Here is a 23,517-nt window from a genome sequence, read left to right on the forward strand (position 1 = left end):
CCGCAAATATATTATTCTTTGACAGCCTATTAAGCTAAAGAGCAAAGCTTAATAAAACGTTTTGGGATTCTTAAACCCTTTTGGAAAAGGGTTTAAGCCGCCGGAGGTATTCATTAGTTCATATATTCTTCAATTCAGCTTCAATCAACTCAAGCGGAAAGTCCTCGCGAACAACTGCATTGCCCAATCTATCAAGACCGACAATCACAACCTGCCCCTTCTTGACCTTCTTATCCTTCTTCATGAGCTCCATGATCTTGGCTGGCTCAATATCGAGCTTTCCGGTGGCAAGGCCGAGCTTGTCCATGAGTTCCTCATGCAACGCTAGGTCCTCAGCGCTGAGCATCCCGGCCTTATGACAGGCCCGGGCAACAATGCGCATGCCCCATGCAACACACTCTCCGTGTGAAATCTTATATCCGGCGAATGTTTCAATGGCATGGCCCACGGTATGACCGTAGTTAAGAATGCGGCGCACACCTCCCTCTTTCTCATCACGGATAACAACATCAGCCTTGATCTCGCAGCAACGAGACACGACCTTGGCCATAACCTCGCGGTCAAGAGAACGGACCTTATCCGCATTGGCGGAGAGGTAATCAACCAACTTGCGGTCAGCAATAAAAGCAGTCTTGACCACTTCGCCCAGCCCACTGAGAATTTCCCTTTCAGGCAGGGATTCAAGAGCTGAGATATTGGTGTATACCCGCTTGGGCTGATAGAACATGCCGCAATAATTCTTCCAATGCTTGATGTTCACCGCAACTTTGCCGCCCACAGAGGAATCCACCTGTGAAAGCAGAGTTGTGGGCACCTGCACGAAATTAATGCCGCGCATGTAACTCCCGGCAACATAGCCGGACAAATCACCGACCACTCCGCCGCCAAGGGCTACCACAACATCCTGACGGGTGATCCCGGCTTCGAGCATGGCTTCCAGCAGAGAACCGAAAACATCAAGGGACTTGCTGGTTTCCCCGGCGGGAACAGTGAGCAGCAACGGATCAACATCTGCAAGAGCAAGCTTTTCGACCAGTGAATGGCCGAAAAGCTCACGGGTATTTTCATCGCAGATAACTACCGGAGTATGTCCGTACTTCCTAGCTTTAAGGTCTGCGACAACTTCATCCATGACAGAGTAGTCCACGCTGATCTCATAGGAATTATCGAACTCACCGCGCAGTTCAACATTGACCGTGGGCATTACTCTTCCCCGGCCAGCACGCATTCCTGCTGGCGCAGGGATTCTTCGTGGATGTACTGGAAAATGCGGAGCATGAAATGTTCATCCATTCCGCGAGCAACACCTTCGCGAGTGCGCTTTTCAACAGTTTTCTTCCACTGGTCAGGCTGCAGGAGAGCAATACCGCGCTCACATTTCATTTTACCGATCTTGCGGCCCAGAGCCATACGCTCGGCAAGAAGTTCAACAATAGAATCGTCAATTTCTTCAAGACGGGCACGTTTGCTTTCCATCTGCAGAGCAAATTCTTTGTCTTCGGCTACGGAATACTTCACTTCAAGGGCGTCCAGCACTTTGCCGAGATCTTCAGGAGTAAACTGCTGCTTGCTGTCGCTGAGAGCCACATCAGGATTGATATGAGATTCGATCATAAGACCGTCGAAAAGGAGATCAAGGGACTTCTGAGCCACTGCGGGAATCAGTTCACGCTTACCGCAAAGATGACTGGGGTCACAGATGATAGGCATGCCGTCAGTACGACGGCGCAGTTCAATGAAAATTCTCCAGTTGGGAGCATTGCGGTATTCGCTGGGACGGGCGGAGGAAAAACCGCGATGGATAGCACCGAGCTTGGTAACACCGGCCTTGTTGATGCGTTCGAGTGCGCCGAGCCAGAGTTCCACATCGGGGTTGATGGGGTTTTTGACCAGCACAGGAATGTCGGTTCCTTTAAGGGAATCAGCCAAAGCCTGCACCGCAAAAGGGTTAACAGTGGTTCTGGCACCGACCCAGATCATGTCTACACCATACTTAAGACAAAGCTCCACGTGCTCAGGAGTGGCAGTTTCGCAGGAAATGGGCAGCCCGGTTTCCTCTTTGGCTTCAACCAGCCACTTGAGGCCCTCCTCGCCCATACCTTCAAAACATCCGGGACGGGTACGGGGCTTCCAGATACCTGCGCGCAGGATATGCACGCCTTTGTCTTTAATACCACGGGCAGTTTCAAGAAGCTGTTCGCGGGATTCCGCGCTGCATGGTCCTGCAATAATTAACGGACCATCATTGTTGAAACCCCAGGAATCCAAACCGGTTACATCAAGTTGTACACTCATGGTAGTGACCTCCATAGTATTTGAAGTTGAAAAGAAGTCCGGGCCGGTTTGATGGCGCTAAATGGAAAGATACTGCAAAGATGAAATCTGAATATAACAGACTATGCAGAAAACAGCAGGAAAAATCGGCCGGGATAAAAAGGAATGCACCGAACGCGGAAGATTATGTCAATCTCACGCAATCAATATCAATTTATAATGAAGTTGGACCTTGCACCCTGCCGGGGAGGCAGGATCCGATATAGCACGGTTCAGAGCGAGTTAAATTCATATACAAGAATTTAACGATAACAATAAAATTATATTTTTCTCAAAATAAACATTTTGAGAACGCTACGCTGGCCAGACCATTTAATGGCGCGGGTCGAACCGAGATATACCGGTCAGTCTTAAGGAGTGCATAACACCACTCAGGCGCGGCGTAAACACTCAATTACCTATTGGCTGACATTTTCATGTTTTCTTAACATTTTTATAAATTGACATTGACTTTGAATTTCACTCTCACTACAAAATAACACAACGTTATCAAACCGATTACAGACTTATAAGGAGGACACCATGTCCAAATCACTGATCGTTTACGGCTCAACTACCGGAAATACCGAAACAGCCGCTGAATACGTGGCTGAAGCGTTTGAGAACAAAGAAATTGATGTGGAACTTAAAAATGTTACCGAGGTCAGCGTTGCCGATCTCGGTAATGGATACGACATCGTACTCTTCGGTTGCTCAACCTGGGGCGAAGAAGAAATTGAATTGCAGGACGACTTCATCCCCCTCTACGACTCCCTTGAAAACGCTGACTTGAAAGGCAAGAAAGTATCAGTTTTCGGGTGCGGTGATTCCGATTACACTTATTTTTGCGGGGCAGTAGATGCCATCGAAGAAAAGCTCGAAAAGATGGGGGCTGTTGTTGTCGGTGACAGCCTTAAGATTGACGGCGATCCGGACCGCGACGAGATTGTCGGCTGGGGTTCAGAAATAGCAGACAAAATTTAAGCTTCATTCCCATTAATCCAAAGAAAGCCCCCGCACTGATTTTTCAGTACGGGGGCTAAAATTTTTCTACATAGCTTTGGAGCTAATTCTCACCGGCCAGTGCACGTTGCACAGAAACCTCAAGCATGGTTTTCTGCAAGCGAATACTTTTTGTATTGCTGTTGAGCACATCTTCGGTCAGGGAGCGCAATTTATCAACTGACTCCAATGAAGCTGTAATGATCAGTTCTGTGGGAATCAATCCCTCGGAACGAATCATTTCCAGAACATTTTCCAGTTTGTGGGAAAGTTCCTCAATGACAGACAGCTTAAGCAGGTTTGAACCGGCCTTAATAGAGTGCGCGTCCCGAAAAATTGAGTTGATCAATTCCGGGGTAAGGTCAGAAGGGCTGTTTTCCAACTGCAAAAGGCCGGTCTCGATATTATCAAGCCGTTCCAATGTTTCATCCTGAAAGATGTCCAGTAATCTATCGCCGGTACTCATATTATATATCCCGCCCGCTCTTACAGCGGGGGTTGAAAATCAAAATGAAAAGACTCCGCAGGAGATACGTTATGGGTTATCTGCCCTAAGCTTAAGCTTTCGTCAACAGCTTGTAACCCAAAGCACTACTTTTAAGGCTCTCGGAACAGACTTCCCTTTTTGGCGGCAAAATTCTACACTGCCGCCCTCAAGTTTGGAATACTAATGAAATTAATAATACTTATCTTTAATTATATTATATTTTTAATCAAGTATAGTGCGGAGTTAAACTAATGGCTTTGATGAGTGTAAATGATGTTTCCATGACCTTCGGCGGCCCCCAGCTGCTGGATAAAGTTTCTTTTCAGGTGGAAGAGGGTCAACGTATCTGTATTGTAGGGCGTAACGGGGAAGGTAAATCCACCCTGCTCCGCCTCATGAGTGGAGACCTTGTGCCTGACGGCGGAAACATCTCTTATCAGAAAGGGGTCAGCATAGCCCGCCTTTCCCAAAAGGTTCCAGAGGCACTGGAAGGCTCTATCTTCGAAGTTGTTGCCGGGGGCCTTGGCGAGCTGGGTGATGCCCTGACCCGCTACCATACAGTCAGTCTTGATGTTGCCAATGGCGGAGATGTTTCCAAGCTTTCCGAAGTGGAAGAAATCATGGAGAAACACGGCGGATGGGAAGCTCTGACCACAATCGAAATGGTCATATCCCGCCTGTCGCTCAGTGCAGAAATGCGTTTTGAGACACTTTCCGGCGGTTTGAAAAGGCGAGCACTGTTGGCCCGGGCATTGGCTTCCAAACCGGATGTCCTGCTTCTGGACGAGCCTACCAACCATCTTGATATTGACTCAATCGCATGGCTTGAAGAATTTCTGGTCAAAAACATCCGCACCCTGATCTTCATCACTCACGACCGCATGTTTCTGCGCAAGATAGCGACCCGGATCATTGAACTGGACCGCGGCAACCTTGCAGACTGGTCCTGTGATTACGACACCTTTCTCAAGCGCAAGGAAGAACTCCTTGATGCCGAAGAGAAAAACTGGTCCGAATTCGACAAAAAACTTGCTCGTGAAGAAGTATGGATCAGACAGGGTATCAAAGCCCGCCGCACCCGTAACGAAGGCCGCGTGCGTGCGCTGAAAAAACTGCGAGATGAACGCAAGCAGCGCCGTGAACGAACAGGTAGAGCGACCATCGAAATTCAGGAAGCAGCGCGTTCCGGTAAGGTTGTGGCTGAGACCGTAAACGCTTCCTACGCATGGGACGACAATCCGATCTTCAAGAATCTTTCCACCACCATCATGCGTGGAGACAGGGTCGGGATTATCGGTCCCAACGGGGCAGGTAAAACAACCCTGATCCAAGTACTGCTGGGCAATCTCAAGCCTGATTCCGGTTCTGTTAAGCTTGGCACCAAACTCGAAATTTCCTACTTTGACCAGCACCGCGAGCAGCTCGACCCGAATAAATCCGTGCGCGACTCTGTTGCTGACGGCAACGATACCGTGACCATCAATGGCCGCAACAAGCATGTCATGGGTTATCTCAAAGATTTCCTTTTCTCCCCGGACCGTGCCAACTCCCCGGTAAGCGTACTTTCCGGCGGGGAACGCAACCGCCTGCTTTTAGCCCGTTTGTTCACCCGCCCTTCCAACCTGCTGGTAATGGATGAACCTACAAACGACCTTGATGCCGAGACCCTTGAACTCCTCGAAGACCGGATCATGGAATATCCCGGCACAGTGATTATCGTCAGCCATGACCGAGCATTCCTGAACAACGTTGTTACCGGAACTCTGGCCTTTGAAGGCAATGCGCAGGTCAACGATTACGTTGGCGGCTACGATGACTGGGTACGCCAGCGTCAGCAGCCTGAAGAAGAGGTAAAACCCAAGGCGACCAAGCCCAAGCCGAAAAAGGCACAGGACGCGCGCCCGGAAAAACTCAGCTACAAGGAACAGCGTGAATTCGAAGCACTTGAAGTTGAAATCACCGAGCTTCCCGGCAAAATCGAAGAACTGGAAGGGTCAATCGAAGAAATGCAGAATCTCATGGCCGACCCGGAATTCTATAAGAAGTCCGGCGAAGAAATGGCCGCCGCCCAAGCCAAGCTCGAAAACCTCGAAGCTGAGCACGAAACCACATTTATGCGCTGGGAAGAAGTGGAAGAAAAGTTAGAAGAATACAGAATAAGAACAGGGAAAGCATAGCCTCCGGCGGCTTAAACCCTTTTGCAAAAAGGGTTTAAGAATCCCAAAAACTTTTATTAAGCTTCGCATATGGCGCGATGGAACGTCTTGTGAATGGCTTTTCTTGCCATCTTTTAAACTCAAGCGTAAATACAACTATATGAATTCCAAAGCGACTTCTCCTTTCTGGGTGCCCATTTACGCATTTCTAGCTACTATTTTGATTGGCGGAATGCTGCTGAAATTGGACATTTGCCATCCGGGAAAGGAGCTTTCATTTCTTGATGCTGTTTTTACGGCAACCTCGGCGGTCTGCGTAACCGGACTTGCTGTAGTGGACACCGGGACCTTTTTCAGCCGGACCGGACAGAGCGTGATTCTCTTCCTGATCCAGCTGGGAGGACTGGGTATTATGACCTATGCCAGTCTGGTAATTTACCTGCTGGGTAAAAAAGTCAGTGCCTCGGACCGGATAGCTGTCAGTCAGACCTTGATCCATGACCCTTCATTTAATATCGGCAAATTTATTGTCGGCGTGGTCACGGCGGTGCTGTCCATTGAAGCTCTGGGAGCTTTGCTGCTTAACCGCATGGATCCGACCGGATTCTATCCGTTCTCGGCGGTCTTTCATTCCATTTCAGCTTTCTGCAATGCGGGGTTCTCGCTTTACTCAGACAGCCTGACAACATGGAAAGATCATCTGGGAATCAACTCCGTTTTCATGGCCCTGATCATCATGGGCGGCTTAGGTTTCTATGTCATGAGCGAGCTATGGCAAAAGTTCATGAACTTTGTGCGTAGACGCAGAGGTGAAATTAAAGCCCATACTTTAAGCTGGCATACCCGCATTGTTCTGGAGACAAGCCTTTTCCTGATCGTAGTCGGCGGGCTGGCTATCTTTTTTGCCGAAAGCTTTAAAGTTCATGTGGTAAAAGGTGCTGTGGTCAATGAAATTGCAGCGTTGTTCCAGTCCGTAACCTGCCGCACAGCAGGCTTCAATACCGTGGACATTTCCGGGCTGACCAATATTTCCCTGCTGACCATGATCGGCCTGATGCTTATCGGCGGTTCACCTGGATCATGTGCTGGTGGCTTGAAAACGACCACCTTCCGCACATGGGTTGGCTTCATTATTTCCAAGGTCAAAGGCCATTCACAGGTCAAAGTGGGCTGGTACGCCCTTACTGAAGAAAGCGTTAACCGCGCCCTGACCCTGCTGACCATTGCCAGCGTGATCCTCGGCTCGGCAATCATTCTGCTGAGCATAACAGAAGGAAGCCACCTGCCGCACAGCGAAGTGCGCGGACACTTCATCGAAATAACCTTCGAAGCAATCTCAGCCTTTGCCACAGTGGGGCTCTCCACCGGAGTCACGCCGGACTTGAGCGGACCGGGCAAATCAATCATAATAGCCCTGATGTTCGTAGGAAGATTGGGACCTGTATGGCTGCTGACAGCTATCAACAGCTGGCAGAAAGAGCCGTGCTATAGATTGCCGGAAGATGATTTACCGTTGGGCTAAAACAAATTTCACATACAACTCGGCGAAGACCTGATAAAAGTTTTTGGGATTCTTAACCCCTTTTGCAAAAGGGGTTAAGCCGCCGGAGGCAATAAAAATATGGCAAAAGAAAAAATAGAAGTAGGCGTTATCGGCCTCGGTAAATTCGGTCTGGAGCTGGCCTTGAACCTGCGCAAGCTCGGCCATAATGTTGTGGGCATTGATACCAGTGAAGAACGGGTCAAGGCAGCCAAGCCTTACCTTGCACAGGTATTTCAGGCTGACGGCACCGACCCCAAGACGCTGGAGCAACTCAGCTTTCAGGATTTCAACTACGTGGTGGTTTCCACCGGAGATTCGCTGGAAGCCAGTGTACTGGTGGTTCTTAACCTGCAGGAAATCGGGGTCAACAAGATCTGGGTCAAAGCCATCAGCGTGGCACATAAGAAAGTGCTTAGCAGAATGGGCGTGGATTATGTTGTTTTCCCTGAACATTTCGCAGCTAAACAGCTGGCCTATAAGCTGTCCACTCCGGGCATGATCGAATACCTGTCCATGGGTGAAGACATTCTGATCAAAGAACGTCAGGCCGCGGACTGGGCAGGCAAAACTCTCATCGACCTCGACCTGACCAATAATTATCAGGTACAGGTCATCGCTATCCGCAAAAATGGATCGGAAGAACTTAACTTCGTACCCAAAGCAAATAAGCCTCTGGGTGAAAATGATGTGCTGATCATGATCGGGGCGCGGGAAAACCTGCTTAAACTACCGGACAATTAAAGATCATCTACATTATAGAGATCTTTTTCGATTTCCTTCATCTGCATATCCTCTTCTTCAAGGGCTATCATGCGGTCCCGGATTTCGTGGGTCTTTTCAATGGCATCATCCAGCTCCACCCCGGCGGCAACCTGCATCTTGCGTAGCAGATTCAGGATGTCGCTACGCAGGGTCTTGCCATTCTCCCCTTTTCCCATTTCGCGAAGCATGGATTCATCTTCTTCGGTTTTCTTTATCAGATAATGGCAGAATTTCTGAGCTTCCTGAACACCGCGGTTCTTTTCAAGACACATGGTCAGGTAACGGAAGCAATTCTCCCAGTCTCCTGCTTCGTAATGGGTGCGGGCGATATTGAAGAAAAGATTTTCATCGTCACTATCCAGATCGATTCCCCGGTTGTAGTACTGTAAGGCCTCACGGTACATGCCGTTCTTACGCATGGATATGCCGAAATCATTAAACATATGTTTATGCTCAGTCTGAAAAGCAGACTTGAGCTGCAAAACTTTCGCAAACACCTCCTGTGCCCGTTCCACATCTCCTTTCTCAAGATAGGTCAGGCCGAGGCCGAAAGTTGCGCGAACATTCTTTTCATCCACATCCAGAGCTTCGACGTACTCCATCTCCGCGCTGTAGAACTCGCCCTGCTCACGATGGGCCTCCCCCCTGCTCAATCTATTGTCCTGCTGCTCCATGGCTGGACGGACATGCTGCTGATAGTAATCCAGTTCAAGAGTATAATGGGCGGCAAACTCCCCGTTGCTGATCACCTTTGGGTCGCCCGAAGGAACCCTGTTTTCATTCAAAAGCAACAGCTCAAAACTTTCGTCATCCAGCTTGCTGGCCAACCAGTACTGCTTGCCTTTTATCTTATGCGAGTCAGAACGCAGGGAAACCACCGTAACGAATTCGGTTTCCTCTTTATTTTCCTGCTCGACAGGAGGAGTATAATTAAATAATGAGGATTCACCACTCATGAAGTAAGCCTCCGGAGATCCAAAGAAAACAGGATCGGGCTTGATATTGTTGCAGACCCCTCATCTACACCAGCTTGATCGGCATTTAATCCATTTCCATTTAGAGTTCCAGTGCCTAAAGAAAAATGAAGCTTTCTGTATCTGGAACTTAACAGGGAAATTAGCTAGGCTTCACATCAATGAACAAATACCGCCCAATATTAATTCTAATTACCGCCATCTTTATATTGCACTTTTTCGGGCTAAAAAGCTACGCCCGAGAAAGAATAGGCGCACCTATCATCGAATGCAAACTGCTCAACCAGTACCCGCATGATGATACGGCTTTCACACAGGGATTATTATACCACGACGGTTACTTATACGAAAGCACAGGCAAGCGCGGACGTTCCTCGCTGCGCAAGGTGGAGCTGGAAAGCGGCATAGTGCGCATAATGATCAAGAACGACCAAAAAGTTTTCAGCGAAGGTATATGCTTCTGGAACAACAGAATTTACCAACTCACATGGCATTCCGGTAAATGTTTCATATATGACGCAGCTTCCCTTGCTCCCAAGGGCTTCTTCAAATACAAAGGGCAGGGATGGGGACTGACCACTGACGGACAGTTCTTATACCAGAGCGACGGCTCGTCAGTGATTACCTTCAGGGATCCCTATGATTTCGCACGCATCAAAAGGCAGCGGATAACCGACGGCATTGCCAACATCCATCGCCTTAACGAACTTGAATACATAAACGGCCTTATTTTCAGTAATATCTGGAAACAGGACCGCATTGCAATCATTGATCCTGAGAAAGGAAAAGTCATATTCTGGCTTGATATATCATCATTGCGTCCCCTTGCCGGAAAAAATGCCGAAGCCGCTAACGGTATCGCATGGGATGCTGCTGAAAAAAGACTCTTCGTGACCGGAAAATTCTGGAATAAGGTTTTTGAAATTGAACTACCCGCACTTGAAAATAAGCCCGCTTCAAACTGATCAGATGACAATTTCGCTGGGCATTTGCGCCGGAGCTTCCTCAGTCAGCATGGTTCTGACCGGAAACGATAACGGCAGGATTGAAATACTCAAATCAATTTCACTGAACCACGAAGGTAATCCCGCGCAAACCGTTATCACAGCTTTGCAGGAACTGGATCTGCCTGAGAATATCCACGCGGCAGTAACCGGACGCAAATTCCGTCATCTGCTGGACCTGCCGACTATTTCAGAACCGCAGGCCCTGGAAACAGCCCTAGCACATCAAAATTTCGTAAACGACGGCTACCGTACGGTCCTCAGCGCCGGAGGGGAAACCTTCATGGCCTACCTGCTCGATAATGACGGCAAGGTGGAAACCGTACACACCGGCAATAAATGCGCCTCCGGTACCGGGGAATTTCTGGTTCAACAATTGGGCCGCATGGGTCTAAGCCTGAATGATATGTCAGGCATGGAGATGAGCGAACCGCACAAAGTCTCCGGTCGCTGTTCTGTTTTCTGTAAAAGCGACTGTACCCACGCCCTGAATAAGGGAGTGGAAAAAGAAGCGGTTGTTGCCGGACTCGCCCGCATGATGGCCGGGAAATGCATTGAGCTTCTGCGCAAGCTGCCTTCTGAGAAAGTTGCCCTGATCGGTAATTGCTCTCAAAACAAATTCATGGTCAATGAACTGCGCCGCGAAATACCGTCACTGCTTCTGCCCGAGAACGGACATTGCTTCGAAGCCCTAGGCGCGGCAATCTGGGCGGCTGAAAACGGTGCGAACCTTCCCGAAGACTGCCGCACAATTATCCGCAAAGGTGACACAGCGTTCACTTTCTTGCAGCCGCTTAAAGACTATACCGATTCCGTAAAATTTCATGAAAGCTCCAAAGCGGAATTCATCTCCGGTAACAGACTGGCCTTGGGTCTTGATGTAGGTTCAACCACGACTAAAGGCGTCCTTCTTGATCTGGAACAATCAGAGATTGTTGCTTCCTGCTATTTGCGCACGGACGGCGACCCCATCGGAGCATCACGAAGGGTTTACGCTGAACTGGCAAGTCAGGTCCCAGCCGGAACCACCGCCGAAATTATGGGAGTAACCGGATCGGGCCGCAACATAGCCGGACTGCATGCGGGAACGGACGGAATCATCAATGAAATTACCGCCCACGCCACTGCCGCCGTACATTACGACCCTGATGTCGATACAATTTTCGAAATCGGCGGACAGGACGCAAAATACACATGGCTGAAAAACTCGGTACCATGTGACTATGCCATGAACGAAGCCTGCAGCGCCGGAACAGGATCATTTCTCGAAGAAAGTGCCAAGGAAACACTCGGCATTGCTGTTACCGACATTGCTGAAATTGCCTTCAAGGGGACTAATCCGCCCAACTTCAACGACCAGTGCGCTGCATTTATCGGTTCAGACCTTAAGCTTGCGGCGCAGGAAGGTGTTGCGCTGGAAGATATGGTTGCCGGACTGGTCTACTCCATCTGCATCAACTACTCCAACCGCGTTAAAGGCAACCGCACCGTAGGACAGAAAATTTTCATGCAAGGCGGGGTTTGCTACAATAAAGCCGTCCCCACTGCAATGGCTACACTGACCGGACAGGAAATCATCGTCCCGCCCCATCCGGGATTGACCGGAGCCTTCGGAGTCGCCCTTGAAGCTGCAAAACGAGCGGAACAAGGAAGCATTGCTACCGGAAAATTCGACCCCGCAGAACTCGCCGAGCGCGAAGTCAGCTATAAATCACCCTTCATCTGCAAAGGAGCCGGACGGGATTGTGATCTCGGCTGCACCATTGCCCGTATTGAAGTCGAAGGTAAAACCTTTCCTTTTGGAGGCATCTGCAACCGCTTTGATAATTCAAAGGTAGCCAAGGACACCAAGCCCGCAGAAGACCTTGTGCTCTGGCGGGAGAAACGGGTTTTCCGTGACTTGAGCGAACCGCAGGAAGGTCAGCCGGTCATCGGCATGAACCGCTCCCTGCTCATGAATACGTGGTTCCCGCTCTTCAACACATTTTTCAAAGAGATGGGCTTCGGAGTTCGCCTGCCTGAAAAGTTCGATCCCGATGCCATAGAACAAAAAGGCGCACCTTTCTGCCATCCAGTGGAACTTGCTCACGGCGGTCTTGGTGAGCTGCTTAAGCTTAAGACTGATCATATTTTCCTGCCCCACCTGCGCTCCATGCCGCTTAAAAGCGGTGACCGTTCCTGCACCTGCGTGTTGGTTCAGGGCGAACCGTATTATTTAAAATCAGCCTTCCCTGAGTTGGAAAAGCGTTCTCTGCTTATCCCGGTCATCCATATGCAGAACGGGGAAGAGCAATTGCGCAAGGCCCTGCTCCAAACCGCTGCCAAACTGAAAGTAAATGTTCAGCAAGCCTTGGATGCTCTTGAAGCGGCAATTGCCGAGCAAGAACAATTCTTCAGCGACCTGCGCATCAAGGGTGAAGAATTTATGGCCGGACTGAATAGTAGAAGCCAACAGGCCATGGTCCTTTTCGGCAGGCCATACAATGCTTTCAGTTCTTGGGCCAACAAATCAATCCCTGCTAAATTTGCCACCCGTGGTGTTGAAATCATTCCCTGTGATATGCTCCCGCGCAGCGAAAAATGCGGCAATGAGCTGAACATGTACTGGGCCACCGGAGAACTGATCATGGATGCAGCCAAACTGGTGGCAGAACATCCCAGACTTTTCGGCACATACATTACCAATTTCTCCTGCGGCCCTGATTCATTCCTGCTCGGTCATTTCCGCAAGGTCATGGGCCGCAAGCCATCGCTGACCCTTGAGTTGGACAGCCATACCGCTGATGCGGGAATCGAAACCCGCATCGAAGCCTTTCTCGATATTGTGGATGGTTTCAGACGTATGAAAGAACCGCAGGATTCCGTAGCCCGGCCTTTCCGTGCCGCTAGCTGTGAAGTGCGTGACGGAATTACCGGAATCACTGACTCCAGCGGCAAATGGCATGCGGTGAATGATCCGACTGTAACCTTGATTATTCCCAGCCTTGGCGAAATCAGCACAGATTTTCTGGCCGCTTCCATGCAGCGCGATAACATCCGCTACAAGGTGCTATCTCATGCCAGTGAAGCCGCTCTGAAAATGGGCCGCAACAATTCATCCTGCAAAGAATGCCTGCCCTTGCAGCTGACAGCCGGAGCTTTGCTGGAACATCTGGAAAACCGTGATAAAAACGAAATAGCACTTTTCCTGATGCCTAAGGCTAAAGGGCCTTGCCGTTTCGGGCAGTATTCCGTTTTCATGAACGATCTTATCGAGCGCTTGGAAATCCCGAATCTGGCAATTTTCGCACCCAGTTCCACTGACGGATATGGTGGATTAAGTACCGGTGTCACCCTAGGCATGTGGCAGGGCATCGTCGCCGGTTCCATTCTTGAGGACATCCACGCCACCATTTGTGCAGCAGCAAAGGACAAAGACGCGGCCCTGAAACTTTTCTGGCAGGTACGTCAGGAATTGCTGGACAGCATGGCCAGCTGGAAACAATTTTCCAAAGCCCTGCGCAAAGCGGCTATCGATCTGTCCACTATCAAGCTGGCTAAGCCTGTGCAGGAATATCCGGTCATCTCACTGCTGGGTGAAATATACGTCCGCCATGATCCCTTAGCTAGGCGCAACCTGCCGGAAATCCTTACTGAGCAGGGTTTTATTGTCCGCGTGGCTCCGGTGCTGGAGTGGATGAAATACACAGACTGGCTGAACCGCAATAGTATTGAAGGCAAGGCCGGGGTCAAGACCCTGATCACCCAAGGAGTGAAATCGTATTTTGAACGTCGCATCCGCCACATCCTTGCTGACAGCGGGCTGCTCTTCTATCCGGGACCGAATGTGCGCCAAGTGGTCAGCCACGGCAAGCCGCACATTTCCGAACAGCTGACCGGAGAGGCAATCCTGACTGTGGGGGCATCACTGCATGAAATCATGTCTCCATCCTGCGGAGTGATCTCCATAGGACCATTCGGATGCATGCCCTCGCGTGTTGCTGAAGCCGTACTCAGCGAGAAATTCCGGGCCGGATCAGCAGGCAAAAAGGCAACGTCCGTACTTGAGGAAGACTCGCGGCTGCCCTTCCTGGCCATTGAAACTGACGGTAATCCATTTCCGCAACTGATCGAAGCACGGCTGGAAGCATTCTGCCTACAGGCAAAACGGCTCCATAAACGTATGTCACAAACTGGAAGATCTTAAAATAACACCAGATCAGTTCTTCTTGATATAGCACAAGCTGTCATGTTACCACCCCTCAGGGTAAATTTAAGCGGAAACGCTTGTCTGGGGGGAGAAGAGCTTTGGATAGAAGAATTGTCGGTTTAGGTCTGTTGATACTGCTGATTACAATCTGTGGATGCAGGACAGTCAGATCAATAAAAACCAATATCAAAGAAACAGTAATCACTTCCCAACCGGAAGATAAGTTTTCCCGGGCTCTGGACCGCAATAAGTTTTCAGAGGCGGAACAAATATGGCTTGATAATCAGGAGTATTTTCTTGAGAAACCGAAAGCCATGGACGAGATAACCAAAGCTGCCTCTGATCTCAAAAAACGTTACCGTCCGAAAATTTCCGCGGCCACTATCAATCTTCTTTCCATCCACTGGCCTGAAAAATCCGCCAAGTGGACTTTAATCCGACTTAAGCTGGATAATGCCCGTAATTTAATCGACGAAATCGAATCCAGTAGTATCCTCAGTGATCTGGGACAAATTCCCCGCGGCCTTGATAAGCTGAAAAAGAAATTTAGCGAGAAAGAATCAAAGATCAAAGCTGACGCGCAGGCGCAATTTAAGAATTACCCGATTCAGACCGGACCTAACTTTTTTTCCATCTACCCCGTAAAACTGGACGAAGAAAAATTTCTCAAATCTCAAGCTGCTTTGTTGGAACAGGCAGTAGCATCAGCTAACGGAAAAGGCGTGCCGCATATGATTAAGGAGTACGGTAACGTCATCCCTGCCGAAACCATGCGCAACTTGGAAGGACAGTACTTCCGGGACCTGCTCAAAAAAGAAGCTAAAGGTAAGAAGCCTTCCTTCCGCACTGTTCTTAAAGCCATGAATGAAGCCAATAGATTAGGCTTCCCTATAACCGAAGTTCCAGACTGCAAGATCGCCTTTGTGCGCGTGACCAGTAAAAGCTTGATGAAAGAGCGTGGTATCGAATTCGGGCTGGGTTTTGATGTTGACCTGCCCATGCAAACCGAGACATTGGCCAAAGCGCACATGTTCAATTCCAAAACCGCCAAGGATGCTGACATCGTCATCCTCATCAACGAGGTGGTCTCCAGAATTGACCGCAAGACTTTCCGTCCCAAGGCATACAGCAGCAAAAATATTGTCGGATATCAGGAAGGATACAACCATGCATATGATCAGGCCCAGCTACGCCTTGAACAATTAAAACTGAAACGGCAAGAGCTGAACGAACGCAACAACGTTCACATTCTGGGCTGGTTCGGGGCGAATGACATCACCTCCGCTGCCCATATGGCAGCTCAGGAAGAAAGAAAATACAACGAAGCAGTGGCGAATGCCACGAGCATTCCGCGTATGATCGACAAGCCCATTTATCAAAAATACCACTTCAGTGTTGTCCCGCTACGCACAACAAAAGTGGCCTCGGTGCAATATATAATTATCGACCGTAAATCGCGCACCTACTTCACAGACTTCTTTGATATTGTTCAGGAAAAGAATTTCAAAATAGCTTATGGCATACAGATTGACGATCCTGACCGGAACAATCTTGAAATACGCTTCAATACTGAAAAGCAATTGCGTAACTGGGAAAAACAACCTGTTGCAGTTCGCCTATCTGACATGCTCAACTACTATCTGGATCATAAGGAAAAAGACAAAAAGTATCGCAGCATGGCCCGCATTCAAAAAACAATTATGAATAACCGCAACAAGGCATTGGCGACATTTTACAGCGATAAATATCAATCCGATACCGGGAATGATCCACGTTTTGATTCCACAGTCATGGTCCTGAGCCCGGATCGCAGAGGGACAGGCAGCGGTTTCTTTGTGACCGACAATATTATCCTTACCAACTATCATGTTGTGGAGAAAAATGAATTTGTGGAAATTCAACTACACAACAAAATTGAAGCATTCGGTAAAGTTATGGCCTATGATCTGTACAAAGACCTCGCTTTGGTCAAGGTAAATACCCACGGCAAACCTGTACGAATCTATACCCAGAAAAGCCTCCCTGCCGGGGTTACTCTTGAGGCCATTGGACACCCGAAAAGATATCCTTTTACCATAACCCGTGGAGTATTCAGCGCATATAGAAAGAGAAAATCCCATATGCTCCCATCTAGAAAAATGGTGCGCTACATCCAGACTGACGCAGCCATAAACGCCGGCAATTCCGGCGGACCTTTGTTTTATAAAAATAAAGTTGTCGGAGTTAACTCATGGAAAAGGGTTGGAGATGACATAGACAACCTAGCCTTTGCTGTCCATTACGCTGAAGTAATCAAATTTCTTGAACAATACGGCATAAAATACCGCAAATAAGGAGCCTTAAATTGAAAAAAAGCATTCTCATATTAATAGCAGTGGCAATGCTCGCAGCGCTGGTAATCATGAGCGGATGCCGCAGCAAGCAGCGTATGGGTATGGTCCGCGAGCAGAGTACCGGCCTACTCTACGGCTCCATGACCAGCGGTAACTTTATGGTCGATCCCTCCCAGTTCGATACTCCGATACTGAAGCTGACTATCCGCAACACCTCCGGTGACCCGGCGATAAACCTCAAGGCCCTGCGCAAAAGCATTGAAAAATCATATATCGATAAGGGCTACAAAGTAGTAAAAACTGGCAAATATTCCGCACATCTGGATATCAACCTGCGCTATTCAGGTCAGATTTCGCAAAACATGGTTGATGAAATCAGTCTATGGGGTGGAACGGGCGGTGCCTATTTAGGAGCAACCTTGGGACAGACCCTAGATTCAATGATACTCGGTTCCGCCTCCGGTGCGGCTATCGGGGCCATTATCGGACAGTACACAACGCAGGACACCTACGTCATGGTCGCTGACGTGATTCTTGGAGTCGTGGATAAATACGCCAAAAAGCGTAAAGCTATCGTCCAGTTCGATGATACCCGGATAAAATGGGAAGACGAGGACGACGGTTTCACTTCCTACCGTTCTCGCGAACGCATCAAAGCGGCGGTTTATGCAGGCGGGGATAACACCGCGCAAAGCAAAATCGTGCGCGGAGTTACTTTAAGATTTAAGAGAATTCTGCAGGATATTATTTAAAGCATGCCTCCGGCGGCCTTCGGGGACCAAAGAACCCTTTTGCAAAAGGGTTCTCTGGACTCTCCCAAAAACTTTCAATAGGGCTTCGCCGTTTTTTTAACTACACATCGTCAAAACGGGTACGAACTTCATTCAGCCCTTCACGATACCCTTTTGCATCACCGTAGGGGAAGAAATGACGGTAACGGCTGTGTACAGACTTTACCGGACGTGCATGCCGGATCGGGCACCAGTACTGCTCTGTACGGGCTGCCACCTCACGCACAAACCCGATCAAGCCGTTAAAGTAACCGCAATAGTAGCAGTTTACCTTTTCAATAAGGTTCAAATATTTAAGGCTATGGCGGTCTATGACTACATAATCGCGTCTCCTTACCCGGGGTATGCCGTAAACAGGAAAGCACATCAGCTGATAGAGCCAGACAGCAACATCAATCATCAGGGCTGGGATAAGCGGCATAAAAATAAAAGGCAGCGTAAGCATAACCCAGACGCCGGAATCATAAACATAGTCGCTCCACTTAGCAGCCAGCTCACGGTGCGCCACACGCACCTCTGCACTGAAGCGCACTTTCTTTTTTTGTATGGTGTAGAGGAACTCGTTTTTCCTATCGCTTAATTCAACGCGCAGTTCCTTTTCCAAGGCATCCATTCTACCAAGAATTTCATCAATTCTGCTCACGTGGCACCTTCCTTTTTCAGTCACAGGTTCAGATACAGTATTCGGGGCGAGCCCCGGTTTCAGGTGTCATTCATCGTAGTTGATAAAAAATTGGTATAATTGGCAAGAAAATTTGGCAAAAGGTAAAAAGAAAAGCCGCCTGAAACATACTGCTTCAGGCGGCTTCCTCATGGCAAATTTAAACGTAAACAGCGATATCACCACCAGCAGTAGAACTATCAACAGCTGATATTGGGTCGCTGTCTGCATCAAGGGTTGCGATCAGTACTCCGGCCCCGGAACCACTGCCGTCTGCATCATAGTAAAGCTCTTTATCTGAAGTATCGTATATAAACTCCGCCCCAGCACCAATTCCGCTTGATCCGTTATAACTGCTTACAGTGCCAAAAGTCCAAGTTGAGTTAAATCCTCCGTTACCGGAAAAATAAAACTTATCTACGCCGCTTTCAAAACCGTAAACAGTATCTCCACCTTCGCCGGAAACCGATGTCGTATAATTGAAAACATCATTGCCGGCACCGCCATACAAATGATCTGAACCAAATCCGCCAGTCAAGGTATCATTGCCAGACAAACCCATAAGTGTGTTGCTACCAGTACATCCGGTAATGGTATCGTTGTTGGACGATCCTATTGCATGATTAATCTCATGGATAATATCTGTATCAGATGTTCCAATCTTTGTTACACTGTTGGAAGCGAGATTAATATCAACGCCATTGCTGGCTTCAAAATACGAAACCCAGTTTTCCTGACCGGAAAAGCCACTCATTTCATCACTCCCACTGCTGCCGTAAAAAGTAGTCGGAGCTGTCATACTACCGGAAAGGGTATCGTCATAGCTAGATCCTTTCAGAGCTTCTATTCCTGTGAAATAATCAACCTCACCGTCACTAATTGCTGTTCCACCGCTTATATATGCATCAACTCCGGCAAGACTATCTTCAAATGAAAGTATGTCGATTCCGTCTCCACCAGCGATGGTATCTGAACCGGCACCACCGGAAATAGTATCGTTTCCGGCACCACCATAAATCATATCGTTATCACAATTACCATAGATAGTATCATTACCGGTATCGCCGTAGAGAACATCATTGCCTTCCATACCACTAATGGTATCATTCCCGCCCAGCCCGTCGTAATAGTCAACTCCGCTGGTGCCTTCCCATGTATCATCACCGCTGGTCCCATAAATATAATTAGTCCCATCGCTGTCGGTATAGGTCTGACCTTCGTCGCCTTCAGGAAGATCCTCGAGCAATTCATCTATAATATCATCGGTCAGAGCTTCGAGATTATTTAACAATTGCTGTGCATTACTTAGATCACCAACACCTAAGGCATCAAATATATCTGTAGCAACTCCCTGCAATAAACCTTCAATTTCATTTACACTAGCCTCGAGTCCCAAGATTGAACTAATTGCTACAGCCACCTGCAAATCAGGGTAGCTCACAGCAAGACCGCCAGCAGGATCAACTACACCCAGCCCCGGATCAAGCACACCCTGACCGGGAATTGCAGGACCTCCGGTTTCCCCTCCTTCGGCTTCACCTTGCTGATCCCCTTCGCCCTGAGCATCCTGACCTTGTTCGTCCTGTCCCTGATCCTGAGGATCGTCCTGCTGTTCCTCTTCCTGACGCTGTTGCTGGATTTCCTGCTCCTGACGGATAGCCGAGGGAGCAATTTCACGAAATGAATCAAATTCACGGGCAGTCATAGGACGCACAGAACCGAGCTGACCGGACATGGCGATATCAACCAGTTCACGGGCGTTGGCAATCATCCTGATTTCGCCGCTTATGGATTGGACAAGCAGGGCTTTACCGGCATGAATTTCTTCAACACCAATCTTCTGCCCACCGCCGGGACTGATTTCACTGACAATGGTGGTACCGCGGATACCGATGGTAGCAAGAGGAGTACCGACTTGGAAGCGGTCAGGATTCTGCTCGGCAATTTTACCTGTCACCAAACGGAAGGTACCCTGACTCATTTTGAAAAGTAGTTCGGCATCAGATGCAGAGTCGTCAAATACATAATCATCAAGGGATATTGCCGAATCAGCACCCTGAGAAAGCAGGGTATCGTCCATAAAACGAACTTCTGCAGTACTGCCTGATCCGGTCACCAGCTCTTCGCCCCGAAAGACTTCAGCCCCCGCCTCTACCTGCCGGATTCCGGCTTCGGAACGTAAGAAGACATCACCGCTTGTTGCAAGGACAACACCGATAGAATTTTGATTTCCTTCAGGAGGCATAAATCCCCTCTACTTTTTATAAGTACTCCACCATTAACAAACAATAATAGATTTTAAGCCTACAAGTCAACAATTACAAGCAGCGAGACACAAATCACAAGAACAATAGCAACACTCACACTGCGCACATCACTACCATCAACAAGACAAAACACCTCAATTACATCACCATCGTCACCTAATAAACTCAACTTACTCCATAAACAACAATCAAAACATTCCGCTATCCACTGAGATATCGCTTTCCACAACAGAATCACCAAAAACAGTAGCTATAAGTGCATGATCGGAGCTAACGGTACTTCCATCAGGATCATACCAAAGCTGACCATTGTCCGAGTCAAAAACAAAATAAGCGGAACCGTCGGCCGGACCGGTCTGACCATCATAGGACACACCTTCTCCGGGAGTCACATTAATGAAAGTGTAATTTGAATTGAATTCCGAGGAGAAATAGAAATTGTCATCCGCGCTCACAAAATCGGCAATAGTATCGTGACCTTCAGCTGAAGAAGTATAGGAGAAAACATCATTTCCAGTTCCACCAGACAGATAGTCTGCACCACTTGAACCGTACAGCGTATCGTCCCCGGCTCCCCCGGTAAGTGAGTTGGGAGCATCACAACCATTAAGAACATCGTTGTTATCAGTACCAATGACGTTTTCTATGCTTACCAGCGTATCTGTATTGGAACCGCCGGAAACAGTTCCTGCCGCAAGGTCGACTTGCACAGCAGATCCGCCTTCGTATGAGACAGTGTCATTACCGTCGCCACCATCCATGGTATCCCCATTCTGACCACCGAAAATAAGGTCGTCATCGGCTCCACCATCAATATAGTCCGCATTCTGACCACCATAAATGGTATCGTTGCCACCACCGCCATCAATGCTGTCCGCGCCGTTTCCACCATCAATATAATCGTCACCGAGACCACCGAGCAAAGTATCAACACCCTGCTTGCCGCTGATTGAGTCATCGCCGCCTGCACCATTATAATAGTCGGTCTTGGAAGTTCCGACCCACGTTTCGCCAGACTCTGCACCAGTTTCCCACTGCACAGCTTCTTCGATAGCTACACCGTCAACTGTGAGATCTGAAGCTACAACAGCGTCACCGCTAACCTTGGTTATCAAGGTATGGCCCCCTGCATCCTCGCCGTTGGAATCATACCAGAGCTTGCCGCCTGCATCGAAAACAAAGACAGGGGTGGTGCCTATAGTCGCATTAGTACCAGTATAGTCGTTCAACTCAATAGTAGCGAACGCAGCAGTTTCGCTGAAATTTTCGCCGTTGAAGTCAAGGGTATCATCAGCACTTGAAAAATACCGCAGTTCTTCACCAGGCAAACCATCCGCTTCAGTGTAGCGGAAGATGTCCTGTCCGGCTCCGCCATCAAGCGTATCAGCACCAGCTCCACCTTCGATCAGGTCATCTCCAGCGCCACCGGAAATGGAATCATTACCGGCCAAACCACTGAGAGTGTTACCAGCACTATCGCCGACGATGACATCAGCATAGCCAGACCCGACGAGATTCTCTATTCCACTTAATGAATCATCGTAAATACCGCCTGAAACAACTCCGGTTGCAAGATTGGCGTTAACTCCACGTTCAGCGACTGACATATAGGAGACTGTGTCTATTCCGGTTGAACCTATGATGATATCTCCGTCCTGAAGGGCAAGGATGTAATCATCATCTGAACCGCCATCAATAACATCACGCCCTGCGTCTCCGTAAATCAGGTCGTTACCGGAACCACCTTCGATGCTGTCATCACCCATACATCCATAGATAGTATCATTGCCATCACCACCCTTGAGGGTGTCGCTATTCTCCATTCCATCTATGTAATCATCGCCGCCGCGGCCATCATAGTAATCCGTGTTTTCAGTTCCAATCCAACGATCAGCACTTTCAGTGGCATCGCCCCAATCAATGCCGTCTCCGGAAGTATCGTTGGTAGTTTCATTGGTAGTTTGATCAGTAGTTTCGCTAGAGGTTTCACTGGTCGTTTCTTCCTGATCAGGCTCGGTCCCTTCAACCAAATCATCAATTACATCTTCACCGGCATTGTCAGCGGTTGAATCCCCAGTAGCATCACCTGCGAAATCTTCGAGCAATTCAGTGGCAGTATTAACATCGTCTTCGGCCAAAGCTCCAAAAATATCTTCTGCGGCAGCCAACATGGCGACATCTACAGGTTCCTGTTCGCCAAACACACCTTCACCACCAGACAAGACACCGTTTCCTCCAAATCCCAGTGCTTCGCCTCCTACTTCCCCCGGTAGTTCTCCCTCTACCTGCTGTTCACTCTGTTCTTCATCCCCTTGTTGTTCAGAGGTTTCACCTTCTTCGTTCTGCTGTTCTTCGCCTCCTTGCAAATCCTGCTGCTCTTGCTGTTCTTCCCTCTGTTGCTCCTCGATTATCTGCTCCTCTTGTATTGCGGCAGGAGCGATGGACTGAAATTGGTTGAATTCAGAAACAGTCATAACACGAACACTGCTCATCAACCCTGAACTTGCAATATCAACCAATGCACGAGGAGAAGCAATCTGACGGATGGAACCATCAATACTTTGTACCAGTAGCGCTTTACCACTGTGGATTTCTTCAACACCGTGCTTTTCGCCATCAGGACTTATCTCATGAACGGTGATGGTCCCGCGGATACCGATAGTGGCAAGAGGAGAACCGATCTTGAACCGCTCAGGGTTCTGCTCGGCAATTTTACCGGTGACCATACGAAAAGTCCCGGTACCCATCTTAAAGAAGAGGTCCGAAGAACCTTCGTCCACCTCATCGTAGACATAATCATCAAGGGATATGGAGGACTGTGCGCCCTGAGAAAGGAGAGTGTCGTCAGCAAAACGGACTTCGACCTGCCCGTCTGCTCCGGTAATAAGCTCATCGCCACGAAAAACCGACGAGCCGGACTCAGCCAATCTCAAACCTTCATAAGACTTGAGCGACACCTCACCACTGGCAGTGAGGATAACGCCGATAGCGTTTTGAGTGACCGTTTCAGGGGACATGGCTCACCCCGCAGGTAA

General features: G+C 48.8%; 15 protein-coding genes. 8 read left to right on the forward strand and 7 right to left on the reverse strand.

The window, feature by feature from the left end:
* Window positions 1-118 precede the first annotated feature (118 nt).
* A complete protein-coding gene (gene aroB, locus ACNI23_RS18650) occupies window positions 119-1,204 on the reverse strand; it encodes a 3-dehydroquinate synthase (RefSeq protein WP_420250775.1) in 1,086 nt (361 codons plus the stop codon).
* Window positions 1,204-2,295, reverse strand: a complete 1,092-nt coding sequence (locus ACNI23_RS18655; protein ID WP_420250776.1) for a bifunctional 3-deoxy-7-phosphoheptulonate synthase/chorismate mutase type II — start codon at window positions 2,293-2,295, stop codon at window positions 1,204-1,206. Before ACNI23_RS18655 ends, aroB begins: the two co-directional genes overlap by 1 nt.
* Window positions 2,296-2,856: 561 nt before the next feature.
* Here ACNI23_RS18655 and ACNI23_RS18660 point away from each other — a divergent pair.
* On the forward strand, window positions 2,857-3,297 hold the full coding sequence (locus tag ACNI23_RS18660) for a flavodoxin (RefSeq protein WP_420250777.1): 441 nt from the start codon (window positions 2,857-2,859) through the stop codon (window positions 3,295-3,297).
* A gap of 82 nt (window positions 3,298-3,379) precedes the next feature.
* On the opposite strand, the gene ACNI23_RS18665 is transcribed toward ACNI23_RS18660, so the two are convergent.
* Complete coding sequence (locus tag ACNI23_RS18665; RefSeq protein ID WP_420250778.1) at window positions 3,380-3,781, reverse strand: Hpt domain-containing protein; 402 nt, start codon at window positions 3,779-3,781, stop codon at window positions 3,380-3,382.
* A gap of 272 nt (window positions 3,782-4,053) precedes the next feature.
* On the opposite strand from ACNI23_RS18665, the gene ACNI23_RS18670 reads away from it, so the two are divergent.
* From ACNI23_RS18670 to ACNI23_RS18680, 3 genes are all read left to right on the forward strand, one after another.
* Window positions 4,054-5,979: an ATP-binding cassette domain-containing protein gene (locus ACNI23_RS18670; RefSeq protein ID WP_420250779.1), complete on the forward strand. Its 1,926-nt coding sequence runs from the start codon at window positions 4,054-4,056 to the stop codon at window positions 5,977-5,979.
* 139 nt (window positions 5,980-6,118) lie between these two features.
* Complete coding sequence (locus tag ACNI23_RS18675) at window positions 6,119-7,480, forward strand: TrkH family potassium uptake protein (protein WP_420250863.1); 1,362 nt, start codon at window positions 6,119-6,121, stop codon at window positions 7,478-7,480.
* 99 nt (window positions 7,481-7,579) lie between these two features.
* A complete protein-coding gene (locus ACNI23_RS18680) occupies window positions 7,580-8,242 on the forward strand; it encodes a potassium channel family protein (RefSeq protein WP_420250780.1) in 663 nt (220 codons plus the stop codon).
* Here ACNI23_RS18680 and ACNI23_RS18685 read toward each other — a convergent pair.
* Window positions 8,239-9,219: a tetratricopeptide repeat protein gene (locus ACNI23_RS18685; protein WP_420250781.1), complete on the reverse strand. Its 981-nt coding sequence runs from the start codon at window positions 9,217-9,219 to the stop codon at window positions 8,239-8,241. The two genes, ACNI23_RS18680 and ACNI23_RS18685, sit on opposite strands and share 4 nt — an antisense overlap.
* Window positions 9,220-9,398: 179 nt before the next feature.
* On the opposite strand from ACNI23_RS18685, the gene ACNI23_RS18690 reads away from it, so the two are divergent.
* The 4 genes from ACNI23_RS18690 to traT all read left to right on the forward strand — a co-directional run bounded on the left by ACNI23_RS18690 (window position 9,399) and on the right by traT (window position 17,515).
* Window positions 9,399-10,202 (forward strand): glutaminyl-peptide cyclotransferase, encoded by an 804-nt coding sequence (locus ACNI23_RS18690; RefSeq protein WP_420250782.1) that lies wholly within the window; start codon window positions 9,399-9,401, stop codon window positions 10,200-10,202.
* Between the two features lie 49 nt (window positions 10,203-10,251).
* Complete coding sequence (locus tag ACNI23_RS18695) at window positions 10,252-14,427, forward strand: acyl-CoA dehydratase activase (RefSeq protein ID WP_420250783.1); 4,176 nt, start codon at window positions 10,252-10,254, stop codon at window positions 14,425-14,427.
* A gap of 101 nt (window positions 14,428-14,528) precedes the next feature.
* Window positions 14,529-16,763, forward strand: coding sequence for a S1C family serine protease (locus ACNI23_RS18700; protein WP_420250784.1), 2,235 nt, complete (start codon window positions 14,529-14,531; stop codon window positions 16,761-16,763).
* Between the two features lie 11 nt (window positions 16,764-16,774).
* Window positions 16,775-17,515, forward strand: coding sequence for a complement resistance protein TraT (traT, locus tag ACNI23_RS18705; RefSeq protein ID WP_420250785.1), 741 nt, complete (start codon window positions 16,775-16,777; stop codon window positions 17,513-17,515).
* A gap of 100 nt (window positions 17,516-17,615) precedes the next feature.
* On the opposite strand, the gene ACNI23_RS18710 is transcribed toward traT, so the two are convergent.
* From ACNI23_RS18710 to ACNI23_RS18720, 3 genes are all read right to left on the reverse strand, one after another.
* The gene (locus tag ACNI23_RS18710; RefSeq protein ID WP_420250786.1) at window positions 17,616-18,197 is read right to left on the reverse strand and encodes a hypothetical protein; all 582 of its coding nucleotides are present in this window, start codon (window positions 18,195-18,197) and stop codon (window positions 17,616-17,618) included.
* Window positions 18,198-18,375: 178 nt separating this feature from the next.
* Window positions 18,376-20,460, reverse strand: coding sequence for a FecR domain-containing protein (locus ACNI23_RS18715; RefSeq protein WP_420250787.1), 2,085 nt, complete (start codon window positions 20,458-20,460; stop codon window positions 18,376-18,378).
* Window positions 20,461-20,670: 210 nt separating this feature from the next.
* Window positions 20,671-23,499, reverse strand: coding sequence for a FecR domain-containing protein (locus ACNI23_RS18720; protein ID WP_420250788.1), 2,829 nt, complete (start codon window positions 23,497-23,499; stop codon window positions 20,671-20,673).
* Between the last annotated feature and the right edge of the window lie 18 nt (window positions 23,500-23,517).

It is taken from the genome of Maridesulfovibrio pacificus (SeqCode), assembly GCF_048612815.1.
GTDB classification, from domain to species: domain Bacteria; phylum Desulfobacterota; class Desulfovibrionia; order Desulfovibrionales; family Desulfovibrionaceae; genus Maridesulfovibrio; species Maridesulfovibrio pacificus.